This is a genomic window from Streptomyces sp. NBC_00178 (assembly GCF_036206005.1).
Lineage (GTDB): Bacteria > Actinomycetota > Actinomycetes > Streptomycetales > Streptomycetaceae > Streptomyces.
Window position 1 is genome coordinate 3,551,334 of record NZ_CP108143.1, and the last position, 23,090, is coordinate 3,574,423.

Here is a 23,090-nt window from a genome sequence, read left to right on the forward strand (position 1 = left end):
GATGGAGCTCCGGTCCCCTGTTCGGCATCCTAACGGCCTTCCGGGGGACCTGCCGGGTCCCGCGGGCCGGCCGCCCGCGGGACCCGGGATCCAGGAGCCTCAGCTCAGGATGTCCGCCGCCGTCTGCGAGGAGTCGCGCAGGAACGTCGAGCAGCGCTCGTACTCGTCCTGCTCACCGATCGCCTGCGCGGCGCGCGCGAGGGCGTGCAGGGCCCGCAGGAAGCCGCGGTTCGGCTCGTGCTCGAAGGGGACGGGGCCGTGCCCCTTCCAGCCGGCCCTGCGCAGCGCGTCGAGGCCGCGGTGGTAGCCGGTGCGGGCGTACGCGTAGGACTCGACGACCCGGCCGCCTTCGAACGCCTCGTCGGCGAGCTGTGCCCAGGCAAGCGACGACTTGGGGTACTTGGCGGCGACGTCGGCGGGTGCCGCGCCGCCCGCGAGCAGCTCGCGCGGCTCCGGGTCGTCGGGCAGATGGGTCGGGGCGGGGCCCCCGAGCAGGTTCTCGTGGATCGACATGGCTCAAGTGTGCCTGGATTCCGGTTCCGGCTCCAAGGGCGGGGCCACGACACCGCAGTGCATCGTGCACGCCGGCTGCTGCTCGGGCCCCGGCGTCGCGACCTTCCGCAGCGACCACCAGGCGACCGCCGCACCTGCCACGAGGAGCCCCGCGCAGATCGGCATCGCCCGCCGGAACGTCGAGGCGAACTCGCCCGCCTCCCGGTACGCGTCCGGGCTCATCCCCGCCAGCAGGGGCAGCGCGGCGACGGCGATGAGCCCCGCGGCCCGCGCGGCGGCGTTGTTGACCCCGCTGGCGAGACCGGCCCGGCCGGTGTCCACGGCGGCCAGCACACTGGCGGTGAGCGGCGCCACGAGGGAGACCAGGCCGACGCCCAGCACCAGCACGGCGGGCAGGACGTCCAGCGGGTACGAGGCCCCGGGTCCGACCCGCAGCATCAGGAGCATGCCGGCGGCCGCCAGCAGGGAACCGACGGTGAGCGGGATCCTGGGCCCGATGCGCCGGCCGATCTCCCCGGAGGACGCCGAGAACAGCAGCATCAGCACCGTCGTGGGCAGGAGCGCGGCCCCCGCTTCGAGCGCCGAGTAGCCGGCCACCACCTGGAGCTGGATGGCCGACAGGAAGAAGAACCCTCCGAGGGCGGCGTACACGCAGACCGTGACGACGTTGACGGACGTGAACTGCCGGGACGCGAAGATCGACGGCGGGACCATGGGGTCGGCGCGGTGCCGCTCCACGCGGACGAAGGCCGCCGCCAGGACCACACCGGCGACCGCCCCTCCGACGACCTGGGCGGAGGCGCCCTGCCCCGGGACCTCGATCAGCGCGTAGGTGATCAGCGCGAGCGCGAGTGCGGCCAGCGCGGCCCCGAGCACGTCGAAGCGGCCGTGCGCGCGCGGGTCCCGGGACTCCGGCACGTGCCGCAGCGCGACGGGCACGCAGACAGCGGCGAGCGGCAGGTTGATCAGGAAGATCCACCGCCACCCCGGTCCGTCCACCAGCCACCCGCCGAGGAACGGCCCGACCGCGGCCCCGACCCCGCCGAGCCCGGACCAGAGGCCCACGGCACGGGCCCGGTCGTCCGGGTGGAAACTCGCCTGGATGATCGCCAGCGACCCCGGCGTCAGCAGCGCGCCCCCGACGCCCTGCAGTGCCCGCGCCAGGATCAGCATGGGCGCGTTCGGCGCGATCCCGCACAGCAGCGAGGCCGCGGCGAACCAGATCACCCCGATGACGAACACCCGCCGCCGCCCGAACCGGTCCCCCAGCGCGCCCCCGAGCAGGATCAGCCCGGCGAGGGTGAGCGTGTAGGCGTTGACGGTCCACTGCAGGCCGGCCAGGTCGGAGCCCAGGTCCTCGCCGATGTGCGGCAGGGCCACGTTCACGACCGTGGAGTCGAGCAGGGCCATGCTCGAACCGAGCACGGTGGTCAGCACGACCCACCGCCCCACGGGCGAGGCAACCCGGATCCCGTCGGCGTCCGCATCAGTCATGACAGCAGCATCGCGGCTCCGACCCTCCGAGAGCCACCGCGACACCGCCGGGCGCGCCCGGTCCCAGGACCTTCACACCGTCCCCCGGGGCGCACGAGAACCGGTGCCCGCCCGTCCGGTCTCTCAGACGCCCCGGGGTTGCCGGAATCCGAGGATCCGGGAATCCCGGCTCACCGCACCGCCGCGATACCCCGCACCAGTGCCGACACCCCTGCCTCGACCTTGCTCCGGGCGCATCCCACGTTCAGGCGCAGGAAGCCGGGCGCCCCGTACACCGCGCCCGGCATGATCGCGACCTTCTCCCGCTCGATCAGGACCCGTTGCAGCGCGTCGTCGTCCACGCCCAGCGGGCGCAGATCCACCCACGCGAGGTAGCCCGCCTGCGGGGGCTCCCACGCCAGTTCGGGGTACGCCGCGTTCAGCCGCTCCGCGACCAGGGCGAGGTTGTCCGCGACGTAGGCGCGCAGCGCGTCCAGCCAGTCCGCCCCCTGCCGGTACGCCGCTATGTGCGCGGTCAGCGCCAGCACGGCCGGGGAGGCGAGACCTTCGCCCGTCTCCATGCGGCGCAGGTACTCCTCCCGGTCGGCGGGGTCGCCGATCAGGCCGTACGAACCGGACAGCGCCGGGAAGTTGAAGGACTTCGACGCGGAGGTGATGACCGCCCACCGGCCCTCCCCGGCGCCCTCCGCCGCGAAGTCGTCCGCGACACGCGAGTACGGCACGTGCACATGCCCCTCGTGCACGAAGTCGGCGTGGATCTCGTCGCTGATGACCGCGACCCCGTGCCTGCGGGCCAGCACCGTCATCTCGCGCAGCTCGGCCTCCGTCCACACCCGCCCCGTCGGGTTGTGGGGCGAGCAGAGCACCAGGACCCTGGCGTCCTCCCGCGCCAGCTCACGCTCCAGGGCGTCCACGTCCCCGACGGGCACCCCCCGCAGCTCCCGCCCGAGCCCGGTGATCGCCTTGCGGAAGCCGTCGTACGTCGGAGTGTGGGCGACCACGCCGTCGCCCTCGGCCGTCCACATCTGCAGCAGCTGGGAGAACTGGTTGAGCACGGACGGGCCGTAGACCAGCCGGCCGGTGTCGATCTCGGCGCCGTACCGGGTCGCGTGCCAGTGCGCGACGGCCGACCTGAAGTCGTCCTGCTGCCACGTGGTGTAGCCGAGAACGCCGTGGTCGAGGCGGGCGCGCAGGGCGGCCAGCACCTCGGGCGCGGTCTCGAAGTCCATGTCGGAGATGGTGAACGGCAGCAGCCCGTCCACCCCGAACCGCTCGGCGACCCCGTCCCATTGGACGCACCAGGTGCCCCGGCGGTCGATGACGGTGTCGAAGTCGTAGCGCGCAGGCGCGGTCACAGGGGGTCTCCATCCTTCGGACACGGGGCGGGCCCGGCCCCCCGAAGGGTGACCGGGCCCGCCCGTACGTCCGAGACGTACTTACTTCAGCTTGGTGCCGGCGGAACGCAGGTTGGAGCAGGCCTCCGTGACGCGCACGGCCATGCCCGCCTCGGCGGACTTGCCCCAGCTGCGCGGGTCGTAGACCTTCTTGTTGCCGACCTCGCCGTCGACCTTCAGCACACCGTCGTAGTTGCTGAACATGTGGTCCACGATCGGACGGGTGAAGGCGTACTGGGTGTCGGTGTCGAGGTTCATCTTCACGACGCCGTTCTCCAGCGCGGTGGCGATCTCCTCGGCCGTGGAGCCCGAACCGCCGTGGAAGACGAAGTCGAACGGCTGGCTGCCGGCGGGCTTCCCGTACTTCGAGGAGACACCCACCTGGAGGTCCTTGAGGAGCTCGGGGCGCAGGACGACGTTGCCCGGCTTGTAGACGCCGTGGACGTTGCCGAAGGACGCGGCCAGCAGGTAGCGGCCCTTCTCGCCCAGGCCGAGCGCCTCGGCCGTGCGCAGCGCGTCGTCGACCGTCGTGTAGAGCTCGTCGTTGATCTCGTGCGTGACGCCGTCCTCCTCGCCACCGGTCGGAGTGATCTCGACCTCAAGGATGATCTTGGCGGCGGCGGCCTTGGCCAGCAGCTCCTGGCCGATGGCCAGGTTGTCGGCGAGGGTCTCGGCCGAGCCGTCCCACATGTGGGACTGGAACAGCGGGTTCAGACCCTTGGCGACGCGCTCGGCGGAGACGTCGAGCAGGGGCCGCACGTACCCGTCCAGCTTGTCCTTGGGGCAGTGGTCGGTGTGCAGCGCGACGGTGATGTCGTACTTGGCGGCGACGATGTGCGCGAACTCGGCGAGGGCCACCGCGCCCGTCACCATGTCCTTGTTGTACTGGCCGCCCAGGAATTCGGCACCACCGGTGGAGATCTGGACGATGCCGTCGCTCTCCGCCTCCGCGAAGCCGCGCAGCGCAGCGTGCAGGGTCTGGGTCGACGTCACATTGATGGCCGGGTAGGCGAACTTGCCTGCCTTCGCCCGGTCGAGCATCTCGGCGTAGACCTCGGGGGTTGCGATGGGCATCTGTCCGCTCCTTGGGATGTGCGGGTGTGCAGTGCTTGGTCCCTGACCTGGGGGCGACGTCATCGTCGCCCCCATCTTCCCAGACTCTCGCTCCGGCTCCACCCTGCCCGTCGGACAGGGCGCCCCGTTTCACGTGAAACGGGGCGCCCGGCGAAGAATCAGCAGGTCAGGACAGGTCGAGGTCCGCCACCGAGTAGACGCTGACGTACGGCAGGCCGGCCTCGGCGATCGCCGGAGCGGCACCCCGCTCCACGATCGTGGCCACGGCCACGACCTCGCCGCCGGCCTCACGGACCGCCTCGACGGCGGTGAGCGGCGAGCCTCCGGTCGTCGACGTGTCCTCGACGACGAGGCAGCGGCGGCCCTTGACGTCCGTGCCCTCGATCCGGCGCTGCATCCCGTGGGCCTTCTGCGCCTTGCGGACGACGAACGCGTCCAGGCTCTCCCCGCGCGCCGCCGAGGCGTGCAGCATCGAGGTGGCCACCGGGTCGGCGCCCAGCGTCAGCCCGCCGACGCAGTCGTAGTCGAGTTCGGCGGTCGCGTCGAGCATCATCCGGCCGACCAGCGGCGCGGCCGTGCCGTCCAGCGTGATCCGGCGCAGGTCGATGTACCAGTCGGCTTCCAGCCCCGAGGAGAGGGTCACCTTGCCGTGCACCACGGCCTTGTCCTTGATCTGCTGGAGCAGCTCAGCGCGTACGTCAGTCATGTCAACGAGGGTAAGCGCTGCCGTACGCGCTCAGAGCCGGGCCCAGTTCCAGGTGGTCGTGATCTCCAGCGGCTCGATCGGAGTGACGAGCCGGGGCGCCGTGTTCAGCCCGTTCGGCGGCCCGGACTGCGGCTCCACACAGACCGCCTCGGCCTGCTCGTCGTAGATCACCACCCACTCGTCCCGGCTCGTGACCGTCAGCTCCAGCTCTCCGGGCCAGGTGAGCTTCACGTCGACCCCGTCGGGCATCCCGAAGCAGTCGTCCCAGGGGCCGGGCCGGGGGTCGATCCGGCGCCCTGTCGGCAGGTGGTCGTCGCCGCGCTCCTCCTGCCAGGCGGCGTCGAAATCGACCCGCACGTCCTGGCCCCCGGTGTTCCGGCGGAACCAGGGGTGCCACCCGGCCTGGGCGGGGAACGAGTCCCCGTAGGTCTCGATGCCGAGGCTCAGCATCAGCGAGTCCTCGGTCAGCCCGAACGTCTGCGTCACCCTGCCCCGGTACGGCCACGGGTCGGCCAGATCGTAGAAGAAGGCCGCCTCGGACTCGTCCTGGCGGGCGCGCTTCCACTCGGTGTCGCGCCCCGTGCCGTGAATGGCGTGCGGCGGGGAGTTCAGGGGCAGCTGGTGGAGCTCGCCACCACTGCGGAACAGGCCCTCCCTGGTGCGTCCGCACCAGGGCACCATGGGGAAGCAGCCGTACCGCTCGCCCTGGCGCAGCAGTTCGGTGCCTCCGATCCGCAGGCTGCTGATCCGGCAGCCATGGACGGGGTCGACGGTCAACTCGGCGTCGCCGGCGGTCAGCCGGACGTTCTTCCCAACATCGCTCACGCCCCGACACTACTGGCGCCGCACCGCCGTCAGCGTCTTCGGCCCGCATCGGGGCGGGCCGGGCGCGCGGGCGCGACCCGCGGCGGCGGGGTCTACGGCCTGCGCCGCCGCAGCGCCCTTCCGACCACCACCGCCGAGGCGATCGCGAGCGCGGCCGCGGGCGCCGCCCAGCGCAGCGTGATGCCGACGGCTCCCGCCTCGGGCGAGGGGACCGGGGCGTACCGGCCGCGCGGCGGGGCGTGGTCGACCTCCTCGGTACTGCGGCCGATCATGGTGCGGCGGGCGTGTGCGGCCTCGGCGGGCGGCTCGTCGGGCACGGTGAACTCCAGTTCCGCGGACGGGTCGAGCGACGGTGGTGGCACGGGCGTGTCGAACAGGGACTCCCCGTCGATGGACGGCGGCTCCGGCGGCGACGGCTCACCGCCCTGCGGCTCCGCGGGTGACGGCTTGCCGGACTCCTGCCCGTCGGACGCCGTCCCGTCGGGGGTCGCCTCGTCGGGAGTCGCCTCGTCGGGGACCGCCTGGCCGGAGGTCCTGTCGCCGGAGGTCTCGTCGTCGGGCGTCTCGTCGTCGGGGGTCTTGTCGTCGGAAGCGTCCACCGATCCCTCGGACGCCCCTGTCCCCGTCGCCGCGCCCGCGGACGGCGGTTCCTCCCCCACCGGCGCACCGTCCCGCGCGGCCAGCGTCTCCGTCACCAGCTGCTGCGTGAACCGGTCCAGCAGCCGCTGCGCCGCCGCGACCGCACCCGCATCGTCCAGGTCCACGATGCGGCCGTCACCGCTCGCGCTTCCGGAGTAGGTGACGGTCGTGCCGCCGTCCGACTCCGCGAGGGCGATGGTCAGGGTCAGCTCGGCGGAGCCCGCCCCCCGGGCCTCCACACCCTTTCCCGTCACGGAGAAGGTGTCCCCGTCCTCGGGGACCCGCAGGGTCAGGGCCCCGCGATAGGTGATGGTGTGGCCACCGGCACGGAACTTCAGCCGTCCCGCGAGCGGTCCCGCCGCCGCGTCGGCATCCTGCTGGAGTCCCGGCACGCAGCGCGCGACGCGGGCGGCATCGGCCAGCGTCCGCCGAAGGGACGCGACCGGAACCGGAACGAACACCTCATGCTCCATACCGCCCGAGCCTACTCAGCCGTGGCCGTCCCGTCAGCGCTTCCTCGCCCCGCGCACCGTGCCCGGACGCGTCGTCGCACCGCGTTCACGGCTCCTCCCAGTACCGCGGGTGCACCAGCGTCGACGGCCGTTCCGGACCCCGCCGGGCGCACTCGGCCGACCGCCCGGCCTCGGCCAGCTCCCGCGCCCCCAGCGTCCTCAGCGCGGGCGCCCCGGGGTCGAGACCGAGCGGCCCGACCTCGCGGGCCGCCGCCAGCACGAAACCCCAGTCCTTCGGGGCCCGCGCACCACCCGCGGCCCGGTCCGGCCCGCTCGCGGAGCCCTCGCCCCGTCCCGCCACGAGATACGGCCGGGTCGTCAGGCCGCCCGCGCGCACCGACGCCTCCACGGTGCGGAACGTCGAGGGCCTGCTGCCCACCCGCCCCGTGTGCACCACCAGCCGCCCGCCCGGTGCCAGAGCCTCACCGACCAGCCCGTAGAACTCCGCCGAGTAGAGCTTCGTGCTGGCGGTGATCCCCGGGTCGGGGAGGTCCGAGATCACGACGTCGTAGCGTTCGCCGGTGGCCCGCAGCCAGGTGAAAGCGTCACCGGTGACCGCCGTGAGCCTCGGGTCCTCGAACGCGTGCCCGTTCAGTCCGGCGAGTGCGCGGTCCGTACGGGCCAACCGGGTGACGGCCGGATCCGGATCGACCACCGCGACCGACGCGACGTCCGGGTAGCGCAGCACCTCACGCGCGGCGAGCCCGTCCCCTCCGCCGAGGATCAGTACCCGGCCGTGGGGCCCGTTCATCGCCGGGTGCACCAGCGCCTCGTGGTAGCGCCGGTCGTCGCGCGAGCTGACGCGCAGACGGCCGTCGAGGTAGAGATCCAGCGAGCCTCGGTCCGCGCCGGTGAGGACGACCTCCTGGACCCCCGTCCGCACGGCGATCCGCACCCCGTCCCCGTACACCGCGCGCCGCGCCGCCCGTTCGAAGTCGTCGGCGAGGACCGTCGCCGTGGCGAGCAGAGCGATCACCACGACGTTGACGACGACGAGCAGCCGGCGCGACCGTGCGCCGAGGTCGTGCCGGAAGACCCAGAGCACCAGCGCACCGCCCGCCGCCGCGTTGACCGCTCCGGTGAACAGCGCCCCGGTGAGCTGCCCCATCATCGGGAGCAGCAGGAAGGGGAAGGCGAGTCCGCCGACCAGCGCGCCCACGTAGTCGGCGGCGAAGAGGTCCGCGACGGCGCCGCCCGCGTCCTGCCGGTCGACCCGCTGGATCAGCGTCATCAGCAGCGGGATCTCCGCGCCGATGAGGGTCCCGATCGCGAGCGAGAAGCCCACCAGGGCGTAGCGCGACTCCCCGAGCCAGGCGAAGGAGGCGTAGAGGACGAGCGCCGAACTGCCGCCGACCAGCGCGAGAGCCGCTTCGATCAGTCCGAAGCCGACGGCGGCGCACGTGCGTAAACGTTTCGCGAGGAGCGATCCGATGCCCATGGCGAACACCATCACCGAGAGCACGATGGAGGCCTGCTCGACCGAGTCGCCGATCAGATACGAGGCCAGCGCGACCAGTTCCAGCTCGTACACGAGGCCGCAGGCCGCGCAGACGAAGACCACGGACAGCACGAGGAACCGCCCGGTCCTCGGCCGTACGGGAAGCCCCGGCGCACCGCTGCGCAGTGGCGTCTGCTGGTCGATCATGAAACGAACGCTACGTGACGGAAAGGTCGCCGCTTGTCACCCACACGGGTGTAAGTGACGTACGTCCGGCGGGCCGCGCACCGGACCGCGCACCCCCTCCGCGACACGGGCGCCTCGCTCCGCGCCCCCTCACGAAACGGACGCCCCGACCCGCGCGCCCACCCGCGTCCGGGTCACCACGAGCTGGCCCTCCTGCGGATAGGCGTGCCAGGTCCGCCAGTGCACCTGCCCCCGGGTCCGCTGCGCGAGCATGGCGGTGAACGCGTACGGGCTGCCGGGGAACGTCCCCGCCAGTCCGTGCGGATGATCGGCGACCAGCGCGAGCAGCTCCTGCGCACGCCCCGCGAACGAGCCCTCGGAGAGCGTCTCGACGCGCGCCGCGAACTCGTACTCCCAGTCGCCCATGCGCTCGGCGACGCCCAGCGGGAGGGGCGCGCTGCTGCCCGGCAGACACGCCACCGTCTCGGAGCAGGTGCGGCGCTCCTCCTCCAGCAGCACCTGGTGGGACGCGCCGAGGAGCCTCATCTGCACCTTCGCGCCCCCCAGTTCGAGGTCCAGCACGGCGAGGGCGGGCAGCGGCTCCCGGCCGAGCGTCCAGGCCAGGTCGGCGGCACGGGTGTCGGAGTAGGCGGTCTGGAGGCTGGTGAGCATGGATCGGCTCCGCAAAACACACAGGGACACGTGGACAGGGGTACCCCGGTGCGGTGCACGTGGGGGGAGGGGAAGCCCGGCCCGACTCGGGTCCGATGGCTGAATGTTCTCTACATCGATGCAATCACGAAGTACGTCGCGCTCACAGCGCTTTTACCCAACTTGCCGTGCTTTCCATCCCTCAGGGGGCAGCACGGTTCAGGTGTTCCCCGCGGCCCCAACCAAAAGGTGCCCAGCGGGAGTTCACCCGCCGGGCACCTCGGCTCACCGGCCCCGTCCCCCGCCCGGGGCCGGCGGGGCCGTCTCAGTTGCCACCACCGCCGCAGCCACCACCTCCGCCCCCGCAGCCACCGCCCCCTCCGCAGGAGTGCCCTCCGGAATGGCCGCCGCACGAGTGGCCGCCGCCGCTGTCCCCGGCCCACCAGCTGCCGGAGGACCCGCCGTCGCCGCCGTACCCGGAACCCTTCCTGCCCTTGCGCCCGGCACGGCCCGCCAGCGGCTTCTTCCGGCCACCCGACCCGGAGGCGAGCGCCACGATCCCCACCACCACGACCGCCAGGAACACGATGAAGACGAACAACTCCACCGACCTCACATCCTTCTGTCCCCCGAAGCGAGGTCCCCGCTTCTCGACTGCCCGCTGGATTCCCGTACGCCGCGCGCCCCAAAGCGGACTTGAGCAACTCCAGAGCTTCGGCACAGGATGGCGTCCATGACACAGGGACGACCGCTGCTCAACCGCCGCCTCGCCGAGTTCGGCACGACGATCTTCGCCGAGATGTCGGCGCTGGCCGTACGGACCGGATCGATCAATCTCGGCCAGGGCTTCCCCGACACCGACGGCCCCGAGGCGGTCCGCGAGGCCGCCGTCCGGGCCGTACGCTCCGGCCACGGCAACCAGTACCCGCCGGGCGTCGGCGTCCCCGAGCTGCGCAACGCGGTCGCGGAGCACCAGCAGCGGTACTACGGGCTGGCCTACGACCCCGACGCCGAGGTGCTGGTGACCACGGGCGCCACCGAGGCGGTCGCCGCCTCGCTGCTGGCCCTCCTGGAGCCGGGCGACGAGGTCATCGCCCTGGAGCCGTACTACGACTCGTACGCGGCCTGCATCGCCCTGGCGGGCGGGACCCGCGTCCCCGTCACGCTCCGGCCCCACGAAGGCGCCTACCGGCTCGACCTCGACGAGCTCCGGGCGGCCGTGACACCCCGTACGCGGCTGATCCTGCTCAACACCCCGCACAACCCCACCGGAACCGTCCTCACCCGTGAGGAACTCGCCGCCGTGGCCGCCCTCGCCTGCGAGCGGGACCTCCTCGTCGTCACCGACGAGGTCTACGAGCACCTCGTCTTCGAGGGCGAGCACATCCCCCTCGCGTCGTTCCCCGGCATGCGCGAGCGCACGGTGACCGTCAGCAGCGCGGGCAAGACGTTCGCGCTGACCGGCTGGAAGATCGGCTGGATCACCGCGAGCCCGGAGCTGGTCGCCGCCGTCCGCTCCGCCAAGCAGTTCCTGACCTTCGTCTCCGGCGGGCCGTTCCAGTACGCCGTCGCCGAGGCGCTGCGGCTGCCCGACAGCTACTTCGAGGGGCTGCGCGAGGATCTGCGTGCCAAGCGGGACCTGCTGAGCACCGGCCTCGCCGAGGCCGGCTTCGAGGTCTACAGGCCCGCCGGGACCTACTTCGTCACCACCGACATCCGCCCGCTCGGCGAGAGCGACGGCTTCGCGTTCTGCCGGGCGCTGCCCGGGCGCTGCGGTGTCGTGGCCGTCCCGAACGCCGTCTTCTACGACCACCGTGAACAGGGGGCGCACTTCGTCCGCTTCGCGTTCTGCAAGCGCACGGAGGTACTGGAGGACGCCGTGTCCCGGCTCAAGGGCCTCAGGGCGGCCTGAGGAACGGCGAAGGCCCGGCCCGGGGCGGCGGCCGTACCGCCGCACCCCGGTCCGGGCCTCCGCGGGGACGGGATCAGGCCTCCGTGGACTCCGTGCCCTCGGCGCCGTCCTTCTTCTCGGCGGGCTCCAGGCCCAGGTGCTCGACGAGCCACTTGTCGAACTCGATCGAGGCGCGCACCCAGCTGACCGTCGAGGAGACGAAGTGCTCCAGGCTGACACCGGTGCCGATGAGCATCTGCGCCTCACCGATCAGCCGCACGGAACCGGCGACACCCTCCTCGCCCTCGTGGGCGTGGGTGTAGACCTTGGGCCACAGGGTGCGGCGGTTCCAGTCGTCGATCGCGTCGAGGAGGACGGGACGCTGGTCCAGGGCGTGCGGACGGTCGTAGAACGTCCGCACCGAGAAGACCTGCTGCTCGTCCTCGCCGCGGAACATGAAGTACGTGCGGAACTCCTCCCACGGCGCGGCGAGGTCACCCTCGTCGTCGACGACGTACTTCAGCTCCATCTGCTCGAGAAGCTGCTTGACGAGGTCCTGGTCCGGGACCACCGGGCCCTCGGGGCCGGACTCCTGGGGTTCGGGCTGGCCCCCGAAGTTGGGGATCGAGGACGGGTCGATAGACATCGCTGGGTACTCCTGTGGATCGCACGTGTTTGCCTGCCTTCGACCCTAGCCGCGATCGAGGCCCGCAGTCCTACGCGCTCAGGGGAATCGTCCCCGCACTCGCCTCCCTGGCGCGCGCCCACGCGACCGCGACCACGACCGCGCAGACCGTCCCGACGAGCCCCGCCCCGCCGATGGTCCTGGCCGACGACCCGGACAGCTCCGTCACCAGGCCTCCGGCGGCGACCCCGATCCCCTGCATGGCGGTCAGTCCCGACCTGGCCAGTCCGAGCGCCTGACCCCGCTGACCGGCCGGGGTCAGCATCACGAACGTCGCCCCCGCGGTGATCTGGTAGGCCGAGCAGATGCCCGACACCAGCAGCACCAGCAGGGCGACCGCGACACCGGGGCCGGCCCAGTAGACGAGCAGCGGGAGGTTCGCGCCGATCGCCAGCGGCCCGAGCAGCCGCCGCCGGCGCTCCGCGCCCACGGCCGCCCGTCCCAGCAGTGCGGCACCCAGGACCATGCCCGCGGGGTGCGCGGCGAGCAGGAGCCCCACCGAGGCGGCACTTCCGCCCGCCTCCTCGGCGAACGGTGCGGCAAGCCCCTCCGGCAGCACGATGAACCCGGCGAGCCAGCCGAGCGCGACCAGCGACCGCAGCCGCGGGTCCGACCAGATCAGGGCCGCCGCGGCGCGGACCTGGAGGTGCATCCGCTGCGGCCGCGCGCCGGCTTCCGCGTCCACCGGCCGCGCCTTGACGCCCAGCCGGATCAGGACGGCCGAGATCAGGAACGTGGCCGCGTTCAGGCCCAGCGAGAGGTGGCTGCCCAGCCACACGACCAGCACGCCGCCCGCGGCGAAGCCGACCAGCTGCCCGGCCTGGTGGGTGATGACGATGACCCGCTGGCCGCGTTCGTAGAGGCGGTCGCCGAGGACGGCCGGCATGAGCGCGCCCTGCGAGGCGCCGAACGGGGCCTCGCAGAGCTGCGCCAGCACCAGCAGCCCGGCCAGCAGCGGCAGCGGCGTACCGGGCAGGGCCATCAGGCCGACGAGTACGGCGCGCACGAGATCGCAGCCGACCATGACCGTGCGCCGGGGGAACCGGTCGGCCAGACCGGTCAGGAGCACCCCGGACAGCAGGGCGGGCAGGGTCGTGAGGGCGTAGGTCGCCGCCGTCCAGCCGGCCGACTCGGTGCGTTCGAAGACCAGCAGCGACAGCGCGACCCGTGCCAACTGGTCACCCAGGACCGATTGCGCATATGCCGCCCACAGCAAACGAAATTCGCTGAGGCGAATGAGACCGCCGCTTCCGAAATCCTTCGACTCCGCACCGATATCGCCAGGTATCCGCTCCGTCATGCGCGTACCTTACCGTTTCCCGAATTCGGAACCGCTCCGACCGACAACGGAGAAAAGGGTCCGGAGTGCCCCGATATCGCGCCGGACGCAGCACGCCGCTCTCATCGGATCCCGGCTGCGATAGAGGGTGACAATATGTACCGGCGGGGTACAAAAACCGGTGACGCGAAGGACACCGCCCACCATTCGGCCACGAAAAGTAAAATTTCGGCTCGATTTCATGGGCCATCCCGACGGAAGGCGCATGGCCGATGCACGCATAAATGCGGACGGGGCCGCACACACGTGTGTCCCCGGCCGGGGACGTGAAGTCCGCAGGCCGGGGACACGAGGGCGTCTAGAGCGTCTTGGCGGCGGTGGCGGTTCCCACGACCAGGCCGTCGCCCGCCCGGTCCACCCGGACCGTGTCGCCGTCCTCGACCTCGCCCGCCAGGATCTCCTTCGCGAGCCGGTCGCCGATCGCCGTCTGGATCAGGCGGCGCAGCGGCCGGGCACCGTACGCCGGGTCGTTGCCCTCCTCGGCCAGCCAGGCCAGGGCCTCCGGGGAGACGTCGAGCTCGATCCGGCGGTCCGCCAGCCGGGCGGCGAGCCGGGCCACCTGGAGGCCCGCGATGTGCGCCAGCTCGTCGCCGGACAGCGCGGAGAAGACGACCAGGTCGTCGAGGCGGTTGAGGAACTCCGGCTTGAACGAGGCCCGCACGACCTCCAGGACCCGGGCCTCCTTCTCCTCGGGCCCGGACGACGGGTCGACCAGGTACTGGCTGCCGAGGTTGGACGTCAGGATCAGGATGGTGTTGCGGAAGTCCACCGTCCGGCCCTGGCCGTCGGTGAGCCGTCCGTCGTCGAGCACCTGGAGCAGGACGTCGAACACCTCGGGGTGGGCCTTCTCGACCTCGTCCAGCAGCACGACGCTGTACGGGCGGCGGCGTACCGCCTCCGTGAGCTGGCCGCCCTCCTCGTAGCCCACGTAGCCGGGCGGGGCGCCGACGAGCCTGGCGACGCTGTGCTTCTCGCCGTACTCGCTCATGTCGATCCGGATCATGGCCCGCTCGTCGTCGAACAGGAAGTCCGCGAGCGCCTTGGCCAGCTCCGTCTTGCCCACACCCGTCGGGCCGAGGAAGAGGAACGAACCGGTCGGCCGGTCGGGATCGGCGATCCCCGCGCGGGTGCGGCGCACCGCGTCCGACACGGAGCGCACGGCCTCGGTCTGGCCGATGAGGCGCCTGCCCAGCTCGGACTCCATGCGCAGCAGCTTCTGGGTCTCGCCCTCCAGGAGGCGTCCGGCCGGGATGCCGGTCCAGGCGCCGACGACGTCGGCGATGTCGTCCGGGCCGACCTCCTCCTTGACCATGGTGTCGACGGCGGCCTCCTGCTCGGCCTCGTCGGCTTCCGCCAGCTCCCGCTCCAGGCCGGGGATCTCCCCGTACAGCAGCTTGGAGGCGGTGTCGAAGTCGCCGTCGCGCTGGGCGCGCTCGGCCTGGCCGCGCAGTTCGTCCAGGCGCTCCTTGAGCTCACCCACGCGGTTGAGGCCCTGCTTCTCCTTCTCCCAGCGGGCCGTCAGACCGCGCAGTTCCTCCTCCTTGTCGGCGAGGTCGCGGCGGATCTTCTCCAGGCGCTGCTTGGAGCCCTGGTCGCTCTCGTTCCTGAGGGCCAGCTCCTCCATGTGCAGACGGTCGACGGACCGCTGCAGCTCGTCGATCTCCAGCGGGGAGGAGTCGATCTCCATGCGCAGCCGCGACGCCGCCTCGTCGACGAGGTCGATGGCCTTGTCGGGGAGGAACCGGGAGGTGATGTAACGGTCGGAGAGCGTCGCCGCGGCCACGAGCGCGGAGTCGGCGATCTGGACCTTGTGGTGCGCCTCGTAGCGCCCCTTGAGCCCCCGCAGGATCGCGATGGTGTCCTCGACGGACGGCTCGGCGACCAGGACCTGCTGGAAGCGGCGCTCCAGCGCGGGGTCCTTCTCGATGCGCTCGCGGTACTCGTCCAGCGTGGTGGCGCCGACCATGCGCAGCTCGCCGCGGGCGAGCATCGGCTTCAGCATGTTGCCGGCGTCCATCGCGGAGTCGCCCCCGGCGCCCGCGCCGACGACGGTGTGCAGTTCGTCGATGAAGGTGATGATCTGGCCGTCGCTCTCCTTGATCTCGGAGAGGACGGTCTTGAGGCGTTCCTCGAACTCGCCGCGGTACTTGGCGCCGGCGACCATCGCGCCGAGGTCCAGCGAGACGAGCCGCTTGTTCCTCAGGGACTCCGGGACGTCGCCCTTGACGATGCGCTGGGCGAGACCCTCGACGACGGCCGTCTTGCCGACGCCGGGCTCGCCGATGAGCACCGGGTTGTTCTTCGTACGGCGGGACAGCACCTGGACGACGCGGCGGATCTCCTGGTCCCGGCCGATGACCGGGTCGAGCTTGCCCTCGCGTGCGGCGGCCGTGAAGTCGGTGCCGAACTTCTCCAGCGCCTTGTACTGACCCTCGGGGTCGGGAGTGGTCACCCGGCGCCCTCCCCTGCTCTTCTCGAATGCGTCCAGCAGCTTCTTCGCGCCGGCACCCTGCCCGTCGAGGATCTCACCGGCGCGGCCGCCCTTCGCCGCGATGGCGATCAGCAGGTGCTCGGTCGAGAGGTAGTCGTCGCCGAGCTCCTTTGCGCGCTGGTCGGCGTCGGCGAGGACGGCGAGCAGTTCGCGGCTCGGCTGCGGCGGGGCGACGGTCGACCCGGTGACACTCGGCAGCGCGCCGAGGAGCCGCTCGGTCCCGTCGCGCACGATCACCTGGTCGGCCTCGACGGAGGCCAGCAGGTCGGTGATGTTCGCGTTGTCCTCGCCCGCGAGCAGCGCCAGCAGCAGATGCGCGGGGGTCAGATCGGCGTGGCCGTCCTTGACGGCCCTGCTCGTGGCGGCGTTGAGGGCGTCGCGGCTCTTGTTGGTCAGCTCGGCGTCCACGGGCGTCGTCTCCTCCTCGGTGATGGTCCTGCACCCTGACCCGGTCAACGGGTACAAAGTTGAGTCTATTCCACTCAAGCCTGAGGATGCGCCCCGCCCGGGCGCGAATCCCCGATGTCTCTAGGCTGAACCCATGCCTGACGTACGCAACCCCGGCCCCGAGTACCTCGCCTTCTGGCGGGAGCGCCACGTGTGCACCCTGACCACGCTCCGCCCTGACGGCACACCGCACGTGGTGCCGGTCGGCGTGACGTACGACCCGGAGACCCGGACCGCCCGCGTCATCACCGGCCGCGGCACGCGGAAGGCCGCGAACGTCCTCGCCGCCGGACCGGAGGGCGCACGGGTGGCGGTCTGCCAGATCGAGGGACGCCGCTGGGCGACGCTGGAGGGCACCGCTGTGGTCAGGACGGACCCCGACGAGGTGCGGGACGCCGTGCGGCGCTACGCGGAACGGTACGAGCGCACCCCGCGGCACAACCCCGAGCGGATCGTCATCGAGATCGCCGTGGACAGGGCGCTCGGAAAGGGCTGAGGAATTCCGAGAAATTCCGAGGAATTCTGAGGAATTCGACGCCTCGTTCTTCCTTTCCACCCGGAATCATTCCGGACAGCACAACGGCGCCATCGTGTTCAGGTCACGATGGCGCCGTTGTGTGGGGGAAGTGCCGGAACGATTTGGAACGACGGGGGAATCGTTCAGGCACTGCGGGGGGTGGCGGAAATGGTCTCTGGTTCGAACAGCTCGTGGTCCCGCTGATCAAGATTGACGAAAATCATGCCGTACCGCACGGCGCAGCGAACGGGCTGTGGGGCACCGCGCGGCCGGCGGAGACAGCGATAGGCGCGGATTTCGTCGTCCGCCTCCATCACCACGACGACCGGCTCTCCGAACAGGGTGACCATCAACGAATCCCCCGGGCGGGTGAGCGCCGTGAGCAGATCGATGAAATGCCACCCTGAGCGGTATGCCGTAGCCATCTCCCGCCGGAAGGTTCGGTCGTCCGGAGGCGTGGTCATGCGCCTGCCGCACCCTTCGGAGTGCTCCAGCTGATCTCGCCCGGGACCGCCGCGGGCGTACCCCAGCTGATCTCACCGGGCGCGCCTGCCGCCTGCACGGACCAGCTGATCTCGCCGTCGGCCGGCATGCCCCAGCTGATCTCGCCGGGCGCCGACCCCGCCTGTACGGACCAGCTGATCTCGCCGGGCGCCGCCGCCCGCTCCGACCAGCTGATCTCGCCGGATCCTGCCGCCCCGCCCGCCACGCCAAGGCCCAGGGCCGCGACGAAAGCGGCGGCAAGCACCGAGCGAAGCATTCGCTTATCCATAGTCGGCTTCGTCCTCACTTGTGGATTCCTCTCCCCCGCATCCACGACGATGTCTCACCAGGACCCCACAACGCCACTGGGACGATGCATCATGTTCCTGCATGTTCAGGAACATGGGGGGTGGAGATATGACCACAAGCAGCACAATAGGGATACATCCTCACGGGGTCACCGACCTGTGCGAGGAGGGAAAGCGCCTCTACGCCAGCGCCCTGCGTTCCGGCCGGATTTCGCGCGCCGAGGTCGACCCCGCCCCCTGCCTGATGGACTTCGCGCTCCTGCACCCCGATCCGGACGACACGACGTGGCTCAGGCCCGTCCCTCCCTCCGCCGCGCTGGCCCAGCGTCTGCATCCTCTGGAACGGGAGATCAAGGAACGCCGACGCCGCTCCGTCGAGCTCGCGGAGTCCTTCGAACCGTTCATGGACATCAGCGCCCAGGACCCGCCGACCACCCACGCCATCACGGTGCTGGAGGGCGGCAACAGGATCAACGCGGCGCTCGACCTCGCGACCGCCGAGTGCCGCACGGAGGTGCTCACCGTCCAGCCCGGCGGCGACCGGGGCGAGGACCGCCTCAGCGAGGGGCTGGAACGCGCCCTGTCGGTCGTGAACCGCGGCGTCAGCATGCGCACGCTGTACCAGCACACCGTCCGGCACAGCCAGGGCACACTCGCCTACGCCGCGCGCCTCGCCCAGGACAAGGTGGAGATCCGCACCCTGGAGGAACTCATCGAGCGCCTCCTCGTCTTCGACCGGACCGTGGCCTTCATCCCCGCGCAGAACGACGACCAGGTCGCCCTCGAACTCCGTCACCCCGGGCTCGTGAACTACCTGGTCAAGGTCTTCGAACAGCTGTGGAGCCGCGCGTCACCGCTGCTCGGGGAGGTCGGTTACGACCCGCCGACCAAGGGCATCAGCGGTGTCCAGCGCTCCATAGCCCAACTCCTCGTCGAGGGACACGTGGACGACTCGATCGCCCGCCGCCTCGGCATGAACGTCCGCACCTGCCGGGCCCACGTCGCCAAGCTGTCCGCCACGCTCGGCAGCACGAGCCGCGCCCAGCTGGGCTACCTGATCGCTCGGTCGGGAATCCTGGACGAGGACTCCTGACGGCCCGCCCTCCCCGGACACCCCGGCGTCCGGGCCCACGACGCGTCACGGGGGCCGGACGGCGCCCCTCACGGCACACGCGAAGGGGCCCGCCCGGGAGGTCCTCGAACTCCCCGGCGGGCCCCTTCACGGCCTGCTCAGTCCTTCGGCCGCTTGGGCCGCCACACCACCAGCGCACCGCTCTGCTGGACGTCCTGGTACGGCACGAGGTCACGCCGGTAGGAGGCGTGCACCTGGGCCTCGCGCTGCTGCATGGCCACGGCCGCGCCGTCCACCGCCGCCGAGAGCTCGGCGACGCGCTGCTGGAGCGCCGCGACCTGGTTCTCCAGCTCGATGATGCGCTTGATGCCGGCGAGGTTGATGCCCTCGTCCTGCGACAACTGCTGCACGGTCCGGAGCAGTTCGATGTCGCGGGCCGAATAGCGCCGCCCGCGCCCGGCCGTGCGGTCGGGAGAGACCAGACCCAGACGGTCGTACTGGCGCAGCGTCTGCGGGTGCAGACCCGAGAGCTGCGCCGCGATCGAGATCACGTACACCGGTGATTCGTCGGTCAGCTGGTACGGATTACGTCGACGACCGTCCATCTCAAGCTCCCTTCGCAGCCTGGAACAGCTCCGCCCGCGGGTCCTCCCCCGCGGTCGCCTTCCGGTACGCCTCCAGCGCGTCCTGCGCCTCGGTGCCGAGCTCCGTGGGCACGGACACCTCGACGGTGACCAGGAGGTCGCCACGGGTGCCGTCCTTGCGCACGGCGCCCTTGCCACGGGCCCGCATGGTACGCCCGTTCGGCGTGCCGGCCGGGAGTTTCAGGGTGACCGGGGGCCCGCCGAGGGTGGGCACCTTCACCTCGCCGCCGAGCGCCGCCTCCGGGTAGGTGACGGGCACGGTGATCGTGAGGTTGTCGCCCTTGCGGCCGAACACCGGGTGGGCGTCGACGTGGACGACGACGTACAGGTCGCCGGCCGGCCCGCCCCGCTCACCCGGGCTGCCCTTGCCGCGCAGCCGGATCCGCTGGCCGTCCAGCACGCCCGCGGGGATGCGGACCTGCATCGTGCGGGCGGACTTGGCCCGGCCGCTGCCCTTGCAGACGTCGCAGGGGTCCTGGGCGATGAGGCCACGGCCCTTGCAGTCCACGCAGGGATCGGTCAGCGAGAACCCGCCGCCCGTCCCGCGCGACACCTGACCGGTGCCGACACAGGTGGGGCAGACCCTCGGGGTGCCGTTCTTGTCGCCGGTGCCCGAACACGCCTTGCAGGGCGCCTGGCTGGACATCCGCAGCGGGACCGTGGCCCCGTCGACCGCCTCGGTGAAGCTCAGCGTCACCTCGGACTCGATGTCCTGTCCGCGGCGCGGCTGGACACGCGTGCCCCCGCCGCCCCGGTTGAACAGCCCGCCGAAGACGTCGCCCAGGCCGCCGCCGCCACCGAACCCGCCGGCTCCGGCACCCGCCTGTCCGCCACCCGGCGCGCCTCCGAAGAGGTCGCCCAGGTCGAAGTTGAAGTTGCCGCCCGCGCCTCCGGGACCGGCCCGGAAGCCTCCGTTGCCGAAGAGGGCGCGCGCCTCGTCGTACTCCTTGCGCTTCTTCGGGTCGCCGAGGACGTCGTTCGCCTCGGAGATCTGCTTGAAACGCTCCTCGGCCTTGGCGTCACCCTTGTTGGCGTCGGGGTGGAACTCCCGCGCCAGCTTCCGGTACGCCTTCTTCACCTCGGCGTCGGTGGCGTCCTTCGGGACGCCGAGGACCTTGTAGTAGTCCTTCTCGACGAAGTCCTTCGTGCTCATCGACGTCCCTCCTTCCGGACGACAGGCCGTGCGGCCGGCCCCTCGGCCGGCCGCACGCCCCGTCGGTGTTCACCGCAGTGGTCGGACACGATGTCAGACCTCCTCGGTGCCACCGCTCTCCTCGTCGTCTGACTTCTCTTCCTTCGCCGCCCCGGGCGTGGCGCCCGGCTGCGGTTCGGCCACGGCCACCCGCGCGGGGCGGATGGTGCGCTCCCCGATGCGGTACCCGGGCTGCAGGATCGCCACGCAGGTCGTCTCGGTGACGTCCGGCGCGTACGAGTGCATCAGGGCCTCGTGGATCGTCGGGTCGAAGGGCTCGCCCTCCTTGCCGAACTGCTGCAGGCCCAGCTTCGCGACGACCGTCTCCAGGGATTCGGCCACCGACTTGAAGCCGCCCACGAGCTCGCCGTGCTCCCGGGCCCGGCCGACGTCGTCGAGCACGGGCAGCAGCTCGCTCAGGAGGCCCGCGACCGCGACCTCCTTGACCTGCACCCGGTCGCGCTCGACGCGGCGGCGGTAGTTCTGGTACTCGGCCTGCAGCCGCTGGAGGTCGCCCGTGCGCTCGTTGAGCGCGGTACGCACCTGGTCCAGCTGAGCCGTCAGGGCCGCTGTCCGCTGTACGTCCCCGGCCGGGGCCGCCGCCTCCTCCTCGGAGGGGGAGGCGGCCTTCGGCTCGGCGTCGTCGGCACCGGCGCCGGAGGGGACGTCAGGCTTCTCGTCGAAGCCCGGAGTCTCCTCGGTCACACCGCACCGCCCTTGTTGTCCTTCTCGTCGTCCACGATCTCGGCGTCGACGACGTCGTCGTCGGCGCGGCCCTGACCGTCACCCGGCGCCTCGGCGCCCGGCGCCGCACCCTCGGACTGGGCGTTGGCGTACATCGCCTGGCCCAGCTTCTGGGAGACGGCCGCGACCTTCTCGGTGGCGGTGCGGATCTCGGCGGTGTCCTCGCCCTTGAGCTTCTCCTTCAGCTCGGTGAGCGCGGTCTCCACCTCGGCCTTGACGTCGCCGGGGACCTTGTCCTCGTTGTCCTTGAGGAACTTCTCCGTCTGGTAGACGAGCTGCTCGCCCTGGTTGCGGGACTCGGCGGCCTCACGGCGGCGGTGGTCCTCGTCGGCGTACTGCTCGGCCTCTTCGCGCATCCGGTTGACCTCGTCCTTCGGCAGCGAGGAGCCACCGGTGACGGTCATCTTCTGCTCCTTGCCGGTGCCGAGGTCCTTGGCAGCGACGTGCATGATGCCGTTGGCGTCGATGTCGAACGCGACCTCGATCTGCGGCACACCGCGCGGGGCCGGCGGCAGACCGGTGAGCTCGAACATCCCGAGCTTCTTGTTGTACGCCGCGATCTCGCGCTCGCCCTGGTAGACCTGGATCTGCACGGACGGCTGGTTGTCCTCGGCCGTCGTGAAGATCTCGGAGCGCTTGGTCGGGATCGTGGTGTTGCGCTCGATGAGCTTGGTCATGATCCCTCCCTTGGTCTCGATGCCGAGGGACAGCGGGGTGACGTCGAGGAGCAGGACGTCCTTGACCTCGCCCTTGAGGACACCGGCCTGGAGCGAGGCGCCGATGGCGACGACCTCGTCCGGGTTCACACCCTTGTTGGCGTCCTGGCCGCCCGTGAGCTCCTTGACGAGCTCGGCGACGGCCGGCATACGGGTCGAGCCACCGACGAGAACGACGTGGTCGATCTCGGAGAGCTGGATGCCCGCGTCCTTGATGACGTTGTGGAACGGGTTCTTGCAGCGGTCCAGGAGGTCCGCGGTCAGCTGCTGGAACTGCGAGCGCGTGAGCTTCTCGTCCAGGTGCAGCGGGCCCTCGGCGGACGCCGTGATGTAGGGCAGGTTGATCGTGGTCTCGGTCGAGGACGACAGCTCGATCTTCGCCTTCTCCGCGGCCTCGCGGAGACGCTGGAGAGCCATCTTGTCCTTGGACAGGTCCACGCCGTGCCCGTTGGCGAACTGCTTCACCAGGTAGTCGACGACACGCTGGTCCCAGTCGTCACCACCGAGGTGGTTGTCACCGTTGGTGGCCTTCACCTCGACGACGCCGTCGCCGATCTCCAGGAGGGACACGTCGAAGGTGCCGCCACCGAGGTCGAAGACGAGGATCGTCTGGTCGTCCTTGTCCAGGCCGTACGCCAGCGCGGCGGCGGTCGGCTCGTTGACGATGCGCAGGACGTTCAGACCCGCGATCTCGCCGGCCTCCTTCGTCGCCTGACGCTCCGAGTCGTTGAAGTACGCCGGGACGGTGATGACCGCGTCCGCGACCTTCTCACCCAGGTACGCCTCGGCGTCGCGCTTCAGCTTCTGCAGGATGAAGGCGCTCATCTGCTGCGGGTTGAAGCTCTTGCCGTCGAGGTCGATCTTCCAGTCCGTGCCCATGTGGCGCTTGACCGAACGGATCGTCCTGTCGACGTTCGTGACCGCCTGGCGCTTGGCGACCTCGCCGACGAGCACTTCGCCGTTCTTGGCGAAGGCGACGACGGACGGCGTGGTCCTGGCGCCTTCGGCGTTGGTGATGACGGTGGGCTCGCCGCCTTCGAGAACGCTGACGACGGAGTTAGTCGTGCCCAGGTCGATGCCGACCGCACGTGCCATTTCAATTCCTCCAACTGACTACTTGAGTGGATCT

General features: G+C 71.3%; 22 protein-coding genes. 3 read left to right on the forward strand and 19 right to left on the reverse strand.

Annotated features, from left to right (window positions below):
- Positions 1 to 99: 99 nt before the first annotated feature.
- The 10 genes from OHT61_RS15305 to OHT61_RS15350 all read right to left on the reverse strand — a co-directional run bounded on the left by OHT61_RS15305 (position 100) and on the right by OHT61_RS15350 (position 10,039).
- Positions 100 to 513 (reverse strand): DUF3151 domain-containing protein, encoded by a 414-nt coding sequence (locus OHT61_RS15305; RefSeq protein ID WP_327117123.1) that lies wholly within the window; start codon positions 511 to 513, stop codon positions 100 to 102.
- 3 nt (positions 514 to 516) lie between these two features.
- Complete coding sequence (locus tag OHT61_RS15310) at positions 517 to 2,007, reverse strand: MFS transporter (protein ID WP_329038801.1); 1,491 nt, start codon at positions 2,005 to 2,007, stop codon at positions 517 to 519.
- A gap of 170 nt (positions 2,008 to 2,177) precedes the next feature.
- Positions 2,178 to 3,362, reverse strand: coding sequence for a MalY/PatB family protein (locus tag OHT61_RS15315; RefSeq protein ID WP_329038803.1), 1,185 nt, complete (start codon positions 3,360 to 3,362; stop codon positions 2,178 to 2,180).
- A gap of 81 nt (positions 3,363 to 3,443) precedes the next feature.
- On the reverse strand, positions 3,444 to 4,475 hold the full coding sequence (fbaA, locus tag OHT61_RS15320; protein ID WP_329038805.1) for a class II fructose-bisphosphate aldolase: 1,032 nt from the start codon (positions 4,473 to 4,475) through the stop codon (positions 3,444 to 3,446).
- Positions 4,476 to 4,641: 166 nt separating this feature from the next.
- Positions 4,642 to 5,181, reverse strand: a complete 540-nt coding sequence (gene pyrE, locus OHT61_RS15325) for an orotate phosphoribosyltransferase (protein WP_329038807.1) — start codon at positions 5,179 to 5,181, stop codon at positions 4,642 to 4,644.
- Positions 5,182 to 5,211: 30 nt separating this feature from the next.
- Entirely contained in the window at positions 5,212 to 6,006 is a 795-nt protein-coding gene (locus tag OHT61_RS15330; protein ID WP_329038808.1) for an aldose epimerase family protein, read from the reverse strand.
- 92 nt (positions 6,007 to 6,098) lie between these two features.
- A complete protein-coding gene (locus OHT61_RS15335) occupies positions 6,099 to 7,118 on the reverse strand; it encodes an SRPBCC family protein (RefSeq protein ID WP_329038810.1) in 1,020 nt (339 codons plus the stop codon).
- Between the two features lie 85 nt (positions 7,119 to 7,203).
- A complete protein-coding gene (locus OHT61_RS15340; protein ID WP_329038813.1) occupies positions 7,204 to 8,802 on the reverse strand; it encodes a polyamine aminopropyltransferase in 1,599 nt (532 codons plus the stop codon).
- A 129-nt stretch (positions 8,803 to 8,931) separates the two neighbouring features.
- Positions 8,932 to 9,453, reverse strand: coding sequence for a DUF2617 family protein (locus OHT61_RS15345; RefSeq protein ID WP_329038815.1), 522 nt, complete (start codon positions 9,451 to 9,453; stop codon positions 8,932 to 8,934).
- 304 nt (positions 9,454 to 9,757) lie between these two features.
- Positions 9,758 to 10,039 carry a hypothetical protein gene (locus tag OHT61_RS15350; RefSeq protein WP_329038817.1) on the reverse strand — a complete coding sequence of 94 codons (282 nt, stop codon included), beginning with the start codon at positions 10,037 to 10,039 and terminating at the stop codon, positions 9,758 to 9,760.
- Between the two features lie 126 nt (positions 10,040 to 10,165).
- Between OHT61_RS15350 and OHT61_RS15355 the strand changes: the two genes are divergently transcribed.
- Entirely contained in the window at positions 10,166 to 11,344 is a 1,179-nt protein-coding gene (locus tag OHT61_RS15355; protein WP_329038819.1) for a pyridoxal phosphate-dependent aminotransferase, read from the forward strand.
- A gap of 73 nt (positions 11,345 to 11,417) precedes the next feature.
- On the opposite strand, the gene OHT61_RS15360 is transcribed toward OHT61_RS15355, so the two are convergent.
- The 3 genes from OHT61_RS15360 to clpB all read right to left on the reverse strand — a co-directional run bounded on the left by OHT61_RS15360 (position 11,418) and on the right by clpB (position 16,246).
- Positions 11,418 to 11,969 carry a YbjN domain-containing protein gene (locus tag OHT61_RS15360; RefSeq protein ID WP_329038821.1) on the reverse strand — a complete coding sequence of 184 codons (552 nt, stop codon included), beginning with the start codon at positions 11,967 to 11,969 and terminating at the stop codon, positions 11,418 to 11,420.
- Positions 11,970 to 12,039: 70 nt separating this feature from the next.
- Positions 12,040 to 13,308 (reverse strand): MFS transporter, encoded by a 1,269-nt coding sequence (locus OHT61_RS15365; protein WP_329038823.1) that lies wholly within the window; start codon positions 13,306 to 13,308, stop codon positions 12,040 to 12,042.
- Positions 13,309 to 13,645: 337 nt separating this feature from the next.
- Positions 13,646 to 16,246, reverse strand: coding sequence for an ATP-dependent chaperone ClpB (clpB, locus tag OHT61_RS15370; protein ID WP_329043276.1), 2,601 nt, complete (start codon positions 16,244 to 16,246; stop codon positions 13,646 to 13,648).
- Positions 16,247 to 16,379: 133 nt separating this feature from the next.
- Between clpB and OHT61_RS15375 the strand changes: the two genes are divergently transcribed.
- A complete protein-coding gene (locus OHT61_RS15375) occupies positions 16,380 to 16,781 on the forward strand; it encodes a pyridoxamine 5'-phosphate oxidase family protein (protein ID WP_329038825.1) in 402 nt (133 codons plus the stop codon).
- A gap of 164 nt (positions 16,782 to 16,945) precedes the next feature.
- Here the strand turns inward: OHT61_RS15375 and OHT61_RS15380 are convergent, their stop codons facing one another.
- Positions 16,946 to 17,266, reverse strand: a complete 321-nt coding sequence (locus tag OHT61_RS15380) for a (2Fe-2S)-binding protein (protein WP_327117093.1) — start codon at positions 17,264 to 17,266, stop codon at positions 16,946 to 16,948.
- A complete protein-coding gene (locus tag OHT61_RS15385) occupies positions 17,263 to 17,562 on the reverse strand; it encodes a hypothetical protein (protein ID WP_329038829.1) in 300 nt (99 codons plus the stop codon). The genes OHT61_RS15380 and OHT61_RS15385 overlap by 4 nt, the downstream gene beginning before the upstream one ends.
- Positions 17,563 to 17,702: 140 nt before the next feature.
- Here OHT61_RS15385 and OHT61_RS15390 point away from each other — a divergent pair, with 140 nt between their 5' ends.
- On the forward strand, positions 17,703 to 18,686 hold the full coding sequence (locus OHT61_RS15390) for a helix-turn-helix transcriptional regulator (RefSeq protein ID WP_443049449.1): 984 nt from the start codon (positions 17,703 to 17,705) through the stop codon (positions 18,684 to 18,686).
- A gap of 137 nt (positions 18,687 to 18,823) precedes the next feature.
- On the opposite strand, the gene OHT61_RS15395 is transcribed toward OHT61_RS15390, so the two are convergent.
- From OHT61_RS15395 to dnaK, 4 genes are all read right to left on the reverse strand, one after another.
- Positions 18,824 to 19,270: a heat shock protein transcriptional repressor HspR gene (locus tag OHT61_RS15395; RefSeq protein WP_327117087.1), complete on the reverse strand. Its 447-nt coding sequence runs from the start codon at positions 19,268 to 19,270 to the stop codon at positions 18,824 to 18,826.
- 1 nt (position 19,271) lies between these two features.
- Positions 19,272 to 20,462: a molecular chaperone DnaJ gene (gene dnaJ / locus OHT61_RS15400; protein ID WP_329038833.1), complete on the reverse strand. Its 1,191-nt coding sequence runs from the start codon at positions 20,460 to 20,462 to the stop codon at positions 19,272 to 19,274.
- Positions 20,463 to 20,555: 93 nt separating this feature from the next.
- Positions 20,556 to 21,206: a nucleotide exchange factor GrpE gene (grpE, locus tag OHT61_RS15405; RefSeq protein ID WP_329038835.1), complete on the reverse strand. Its 651-nt coding sequence runs from the start codon at positions 21,204 to 21,206 to the stop codon at positions 20,556 to 20,558.
- Complete coding sequence (gene dnaK / locus OHT61_RS15410) at positions 21,203 to 23,056, reverse strand: molecular chaperone DnaK (protein ID WP_329038836.1); 1,854 nt, start codon at positions 23,054 to 23,056, stop codon at positions 21,203 to 21,205. Before dnaK ends, grpE begins: the two co-directional genes overlap by 4 nt.
- Positions 23,057 to 23,090 lie beyond the last annotated feature (34 nt).